6 protein-coding genes are annotated in these 6928 nt (G+C 39.5%); 3 read left to right on the top strand and 3 right to left on the bottom strand.

Going from position 1 to position 6928, the window contains the following annotated elements; translation table 11 throughout:
• Positions 1–144 precede the first annotated feature (144 nt).
• The gene (locus GNE10_RS30055) at positions 145–1263 is read right to left on the bottom strand and encodes a hypothetical protein (RefSeq protein WP_185569423.1); all 1119 of its coding nucleotides are present in this window, start codon (positions 1261–1263) and stop codon (positions 145–147) included.
• A gap of 93 nt (positions 1264–1356) precedes the next feature.
• Between GNE10_RS30055 and GNE10_RS30050 the strand changes: the two genes are divergently transcribed.
• The gene (locus GNE10_RS30050; RefSeq protein WP_185569424.1) at positions 1357–3639 is read left to right on the top strand and encodes a VIT domain-containing protein; all 2283 of its coding nucleotides are present in this window, start codon (positions 1357–1359) and stop codon (positions 3637–3639) included.
• Positions 3640–3670: 31 nt separating this feature from the next.
• Here the strand turns inward: GNE10_RS30050 and GNE10_RS30045 are convergent, their stop codons facing one another.
• Positions 3671–4252 (bottom strand): hypothetical protein, encoded by a 582-nt coding sequence (locus GNE10_RS30045; protein ID WP_185569422.1) that lies wholly within the window; start codon positions 4250–4252, stop codon positions 3671–3673.
• 513 nt (positions 4253–4765) lie between these two features.
• Here GNE10_RS30045 and GNE10_RS30040 point away from each other — a divergent pair.
• The gene (locus GNE10_RS30040; protein WP_099072400.1) at positions 4766–5386 is read left to right on the top strand and encodes a triacylglycerol lipase; all 621 of its coding nucleotides are present in this window, start codon (positions 4766–4768) and stop codon (positions 5384–5386) included.
• Here the strand turns inward: GNE10_RS30040 and GNE10_RS30035 are convergent.
• On the bottom strand, positions 5383–5814 hold the full coding sequence (locus GNE10_RS30035) for a VOC family protein (RefSeq protein ID WP_185569420.1): 432 nt from the start codon (positions 5812–5814) through the stop codon (positions 5383–5385). The genes GNE10_RS30040 and GNE10_RS30035 overlap by 4 nt on opposite strands.
• Positions 5815–5989: 175 nt before the next feature.
• Between GNE10_RS30035 and GNE10_RS30030 the strand changes: the two genes are divergently transcribed.
• Entirely contained in the window at positions 5990–6790 is an 801-nt protein-coding gene (locus tag GNE10_RS30030; RefSeq protein WP_185569419.1) for a TIGR00297 family protein, read from the top strand.
• Positions 6791–6928 lie beyond the last annotated feature (138 nt).

Here is a 6928-nt window from a genome sequence, read left to right as displayed (position 1 = left end):
GGGGTGAGTGTCGATTAGTTAGTAATTGAGTAAGTTTGCTCTAACGTCATTACAAGGGTTTTACGTTAAGTTGACACCAATGGTGAGGACACCCATCCCACAAGAAATTTTATTGCGACAATTTAGCCTTGACACGCCAGTAGGCTAACGCACCGCTATTTTGATTAAAGAATTTAATGATGAACTCATAACACTTTTTATTTTGGCGATTTCCGTTAGAAACTCTAGATTCTGCTGACTCCATTTTTTCATTTCGTTGGAAAGTTGAGAATCAGATTCTATCAAAAATTCTCGTGTTTCTATATTCTCAGGATATTTTGGTTCTAAAAAAATAATTAAGTCAGAAGATTGAATATATTTATTATCTTCATCATAAATAAGTTCTAGTTTAAAGTGATAAATATATGATGTACGTATCAAATATGGTGAATGTTCTTGGCTAGATAATTGTTGTTCGCTGTTGGGCAAAAATAAAGTAAACGTAAATCTATCTACATCGTTACAACTGACACATTGCGAAATTTTAATATTTTCCAGATGAATAATTTCTGTTTCTGTATTTAAATAGTTATTTTTAACAAAATTCAATGGTAGAGGAATATCAAAATTGAAATTTGCTGGTAAAGTAACTTGGTAATCAAAACTAGGTAAAACAGGTCTGCTGCGCTGTATTGACATAGCTGGTGCGGCTGGATAAGCTAGTTCATATTTTTGCACTTCAGGTAAAACCCAACTTTTTAGTACCCAAACATGATGAAATAAAAACTGAGCATTTTTCAAAAACGCAACCTGGCTGCCAATATTACGGACTTTTAAATCAATCACACATAAATTAGCAGAGCCTTCAAGAGAAATATCAACAATTTTGATTAACGAATCATTATTTTGCAAATTCAAAGTAGATAAATTATGTTTGTAGTTAGCTTTTGCTAACCAATCAGCGACTTCTCTCCAGTCTTTTAAGGTGTTAAAAGGTCGGTTGGTTAATACTTCGATATAGCGATACAATCCTCTAGATAAATCAACTCTTAACCCCCTTACTTCCCGATTGATGGCAGCAGCTATTTCACTAGGACTATAACCGCAAAGCAATCCCCTTAAACAAGTTATTTCCAATGGTGTGAGTTGTTTGGATTTACCAGAAATTTGCTGTTTAGCAGAGGCGAGATCTTGGCACAATCTTGGGAAATTCCAGTCGTTTTCAGCTTGTGCAAACAGTTGAGGAATTGGTGTCATTGTTGGATGTATCAGCTTCTCCTCCATATCCTAACAAAACTCCTAATAGTGGTTAGGTTACAGTTACTTGTTGCTTTGGTTAGTCTAGATTTACGTCTAACACAAAAAGCTATCAAACCTATGAATACAGGAAGTGCTAACAACCAACAGCTAGGGGGTTTATACGTCCAATCTCCTGAAGGACAACAGCTAGTTTTTCCCCTCAAGCATACGGAAGTATTAGCGAAAGTTGCAGGTAATTTGTCACGAGTTGAGGTGATTCAAAGTTTTGAAAATCCCTTCACGCAGCCTTTAGAAGCCGTGTATATCTTTCCGTTACCTGATGAAGCGGCGGTGGATGATATGGAAATCAAAATAGGCGATCGCATCATCAAAGGTAATATTAAAAAACGTGAAGAAGCGCAACAAATCTATGAAAAGGCAAAACAACAAGGACGCACCGCAGGACTTTTAGAACAGGAACGAGACAACATCTTTACTCAATCTCTGGCTAACATCAAACCAGGGGAACAAATTGATGTCACAATTCGTTACACTGAAAGTTTAAAATTTGAAGCGGGAAACTACGAATTTGTGTTTCCGATGGTGGTAGGGCCGAGATATATTCCGGGAACAACCATAGATAATAGCGGTGACACAGATAGAGTTCCTGATGCTTCCCGGATTACGCCGCCTGTGGTTCCAGAAGGAATGCGTTCTCGCCATGATATTAATGTCATAGTGGAAATTGACGCAGGTTTACCAATTTCTCAAGTGCGTTCTCCTTCCCATCAATTAAAAATTGAACATGCAGGTCAAATTGTGCGGATTCAATTAGCTGGAGAAGATACAATTCCCAACAAAGATTTAATTCTCCGGTATCAAGTTTCGGGACAAGAAACTCAATCTACAGTAATAACCCAAGCCGACCATCGCGGCGGACATTTTGCCATATATTTGATTCCAGCTTTGGAATATTCCACTGATGAAATTGTCCCCAAAGATGTTGTATTTTTAGTAGACACTTCTGGTTCGCAATCAGGCGATCCGTTAAAAAAATGCCAAGAATTAATGCGGCGATTTATTAATGGGTTGAATCCCAATGATACTTTTACAATTCTCGATTTTTCAGATAAAGTCAGGCAATTATCAAAGAAACCTCTACCGAATACAGCAGAAAATCGTGCCAAAGCGATCGCTTATATTAATAATTTACAAGCTGCTGGCGGCACAGAAATGCTCAGTGGTATTCGTACAGCCATCAAATTCCCCACACCAGCCGGAAGATTACGTTCTGTTGTGCTTCTCACCGATGGCTACATTGGCAACGAAAATGAGATTTTAGCAGAGGTACAAAAACACCTCCAAGTGGGAAATCGCCTTTATAGTTTCGGTGCTGGTAGTTCAGTTAATCGTTTTTTATTAAATCGCATTGCTGAAATCGGCCGGGGAATATCTAGAATTATTCGTCATGATGAACCCACAGAAGAAGTTGCTGAAAAGTTCTACAAACAAATCAACAATCCTGTACTAACGAATATTCAAATTTCCTGGGAAGGTAGTAAAGAACCGCCTGTAATTTACCCAAAAATAGCACCTGATTTATTTTGCGAACAACCATTAGTTTTGTTTGCGCGCAAACAAGATAAAGCCAGTGGTAATCTGCAAATTTCCGGCATTGCTGTGGGCGGTAAACGCTATGAAAAAACGTTTCACCTCACATTTGAAGAAACGGAAAATCTGGCTGTAGCTCAGTTATGGGGACGTGCTTGTATTAAAGACTTGATGAATCAAATGGTAAGTTATGAAACCAAAGCTGGTGTAGAAGCAGTTACACAAACAGCTTTAACTTATCAACTGCTTTCTCAATACACTGCTTTTGTTGCTGTTAGCGATGACGTGCGGGTTGAACCGAAAAGCCAATATGTGTCTATGCAAGTTCCCGTGGAAATGCCGGAAGCAGTTAGTTACGAAGGAGTATTTGCAAGTCCTCCGGCTGGTGCTGTGGCGCGTCAAATAACATTTCCAATGGCAGCAGCGCCAGCTTCAGCAGACGAGGTTCCAGATTTTCTCGAACAAAGGCGATGGACAAAGCGAGAAGAATCAGCCCCGCCATCGCCAAAATTAGCAGCATCCATCCCTCACCAGTTAGAAGTCCTTAGCGCCACTGGCTTGGATGAAACGGCAATAGCTGACTTAACCCAACACCTAAAAAAAATAAATTTACCCCCAGGTTTTGGTGGTGAAATCGTTTTCGAGTTCGCCATCAAAAAAGGTCGGGTAACAGGGATAATGTTGGATGAACAAGCTTCAACCCAAAAAGATGCAGCTGTAGTGGAGAATATTAAGCGATCGCTCCTACTTTGGATAGTTCCTACACTTACAACTGCTAAAGTCGTCTTAACCTTGCGTATTCACGCTTAACAAATTTGTAGAGACGTAAAATTCAACGTCTCTACTTATTATTAGCAGGGGTTTTAACCTGACGTGCTAGTTCTAGGTAAGAATTCATGTTAGCCCCTGGACGGCGACGACCGTTAGAGCCATTAGCCGAAGGAGCCAGATACTTAGGCGCAAAGGTGGTTTCAGTTGGCTGCTGTTTAACGACTTTGGCCGCCGCAGCTTTTTCATTGTTGCCGGGTTGAACTTGTAGACCTTGAGCAGTCTGGACTAGCTGAACATCAGCTGGTTTTGGATTTTGAGTTGATTTTGCTTCTTTAGTTGATTTAGTCGATTTTGCCTTAGCTTTAGTTGTGTCCGCTTTAGCTCCATTCAATGAAACTGGTTCGGATGCGGTTGGTGCATCTGATGTAATTGTTTCCGTTACTTTTTTCGCAGTTGAAGCAACTGTCTCCACTGCTTTCTTCGCTGTTGATGCTACCTCTTTAGCTGCTTCTTTAGCAGTATCCTTGGCCTCGTCCAATTCTAAGAAGTAGCCGTTGCTTTTTTTCTTTCCCGGTAATAAGCCAGTAACGAAACCCAGAATACCGCTTAATAAACCAAGAATTCCTGAGATCAAATTTTTGATAAAACCCATTACAATTACTCCTGCCTTTTATATTTGAAATTTGACCGTAATTGTTAAAAATCACGACAAAATGTTACATTTTCTGCTTTGCGTCACCCTATCCTGGTGACAACCTCTATAGGTTTGTGTTTAATGAACATTGTAGTAAAACTACACTATAGATGCTTTGTTGCAAGCACTTACGAGCTAATACACTGAGAACTAATTATTAAATTTTACTGTAACTAAGAGCAAGATTCTGAAAGCTAGCTTCACAAAAATTAACATTTCTTTGTCTAATAATCAGCCAGCTGCTCTATCTATGGACTGAGTTAAATTTTTTACATTTGAAGACTGTTGACTGTGAACCGTCAACAGTCAACGCTTTAAACCTTAACCTTTGCTAAATATCTGTGCGAGCATCCGAAAACCAGTAACTTCAGCTTGTAGAACAGTATGGATTTACCTTTGCAATCCCAAATTCAAAATTTAAAATCTAAAATTGAGTAAAACTTAACCCGATAATTCAGCTAAATTTTATCGATGAGTATTATAAATCAGCAGCGCAATCCAGTTGTGTTAGTACACGGAATTGGCGACACAGAAATAGTTTTTCGGAAAATGAGGGCATACCTAATACAACAAGGTTGGCTTGTATATGCCCTCAATTTAGTACCCAATAATGGTGATTTAGGTCTTGATAAATTGGCACACCAGATAGCCGATTATGTTAAAGATAACTTTCCACCAGAACAACCAATTGATTTAGTAGGCTTCAGTATGGGAGGAATTGTCAGCCGTTACTATGTGCAACGCTTGGGAGGAATTAAGCAGGTACAGCGGTTCATTACCATTTCTTCACCCCATAACGGAACTGTGCTTGCTTATGCATCCCAGCGTCCTGGTTGCATACAAATGCGTCCCAACAGCCTTTTTCTCCAAGATTTGAATTCTGATGTTGATATATTAAAGCAGCTAAATTTTACATCTATCTGGACACCCTACGATTTAATGATCGTACCAGCGAAAAGTTCACAAATGCTGGTGGGAAAAGAAATGGTTATGCGAGTTGGTTTACACTCTTGGATGCTCACTAATTCCAAGACTTTAGCAGTCATATCAGAGATATTGGCACAGCCTATTAGCTCAATTCTAAATTCTTAAGTTCTATCGCCAATTTGTGTGTGTTCTGAACTTGCAAAAATTGCTTCTGGGTAGCGATAATACTTAAATTCCATGAGGTTATAAAAAGGGTCTTCTAAAAAGAAAGTACGATGCTCAAGAGGAGAACCAACAAAGCGATTTTTACTTTCTTCGCGAAAAATTAATTGCTGTTGTTGTGCCCTTGCTAATAAATCCTGCCAATCACCTTCTTGTGTAAAAATTAGTCCAAAGTGTCTTGGATAAATGGTTTGTTGGGGTATCAAAATATCTTTGGTAACATGAGCTACTAATTGATGACCGTGGAGATTGAGAATTAATGCGTGGCGATTTTCCCGGCCTGGAATACAGCCCAAGCCATCTACATAATATTTTTTGGTCTTGGCAATATCAGTCACAGGAAAAGCAAGATGGAATATAGTTTGGTTCATACTTTATATGGGAAAAACTAATAATTAATCGCCAGCCAAAATCATTTGGCGTTGTACATCTTTTTTATTGGTTGTTAACTGTTGACTGTTGACAGTTAACGGTCAGCAACGAACTAAGTTAAAAAGCAACTTGCAATACATGTAATAATATAAACTTACTGTTGACTAATTACTGATGTTACCCTCAATTAATTCTCTAAATCCGTGGCTGGTGGGAGTAGGATTAAACACAATTTTATTGTGTTTAGCTGCGATCGCTCCTAAAAAACTGCTCACTCCAGCTGGATTATTCCACGCCTGGTTATTGGCCATACTAATTTGGGGAACTTTAGGCTGGCAAGGTTATGCAGTGGTAATGTTCTATTTTTTAGTTGGTTCTGGTGTTACCCGCATAGGAATGGCACAAAAAGAAGCCGAAGGAATTGCCGAAAAGCGTTCTGGTGCAAGAGGCCCAGAAAACGTCTGGGGTTCGGCTTTAACTGGGGCTTTGTGTGCCTTGGGAGTAGGGTTACTCAATTGGGGAATTTTTGTACCCAGTCCCCAATCCCTAATCCCTAATCTCCAATCTCTATTATTATTAGGCTATGTGGCGAGTTTCAGTACCAAACTTGCTGACACCACTGCCAGCGAAGTTGGTAAAGCATACGGTAAAAGCACCTTTTTGATTACTACCCTTCAACCAGTGCCTCGCGGTACAGAAGGAGCAGTAAGCTTAGAAGGAACTTTAGCTGGTGTTGTGGGTTCTGTGGCCATGGCCTTGGTTGGTTGGGGAGTTGGTTTAATTGATATATTAGGTGTAGCTTGGTGTGTGCTAGCAGCATTTATCGCCACTAACTTGGAAAGCGTGATTGGAGCAACACTGCAATCAAAATATAACTGGCTGACAAACGAAGTTGTAAATATTTTCAATACATTAATCGGTGCGATGGCAGCCATCATATTTGCTTGGTTGTGGGGCATTGGTCATGGGTTATAAAACATTGGCAACTTGTAACAATTAGCCCACAAAATAAACTGTTCTGCACTTGGCGTTGCACATTGACTTGATTAAATAGTTAACTGTTGACCGTTGACAGTTAACGGTTAACAGTCAACAACCACACTAGTGGTTCGC

The sequence above is a fragment of the Nostoc sp. 2RC genome, from assembly GCF_014222165.1.
In the GTDB taxonomy this organism is placed as follows: Bacteria; Cyanobacteriota; Cyanobacteriia; order Cyanobacteriales; family Nostocaceae; genus Nostoc; species Nostoc linckia.
The sequence above is the reverse complement of the archived record's forward strand: the minus strand, read 5'-3'. Positions and strand labels throughout refer to the sequence as shown.

Excerpts from the sequence above, each read along its gene's own strand:
- GNE10_RS30055 (WP_185569423.1), bottom strand. The coding sequence starts at position 1,263 with ATGGAGGAGAAGCTGATACATCCAACAATGACACCAATTCCTCAACTG.
- GNE10_RS30050 (WP_185569424.1), top strand. The coding sequence starts at position 1,357 with ATGAATACAGGAAGTGCTAACAACCAACAGCTAGGGGGTTTATACGTC.
- GNE10_RS30045 (WP_185569422.1), bottom strand. The coding sequence starts at position 4,252 with ATGGGTTTTATCAAAAATTTGATCTCAGGAATTCTTGGTTTATTAAGC.
- GNE10_RS30040 (WP_099072400.1), top strand. The coding sequence starts at position 4,766 with ATGAGTATTATAAATCAGCAGCGCAATCCAGTTGTGTTAGTACACGGA.
- GNE10_RS30035 (WP_185569420.1), bottom strand. The coding sequence starts at position 5,814 with ATGAACCAAACTATATTCCATCTTGCTTTTCCTGTGACTGATATTGCC.
- GNE10_RS30030 (WP_185569419.1), top strand. The coding sequence starts at position 5,990 with ATGTTACCCTCAATTAATTCTCTAAATCCGTGGCTGGTGGGAGTAGGA.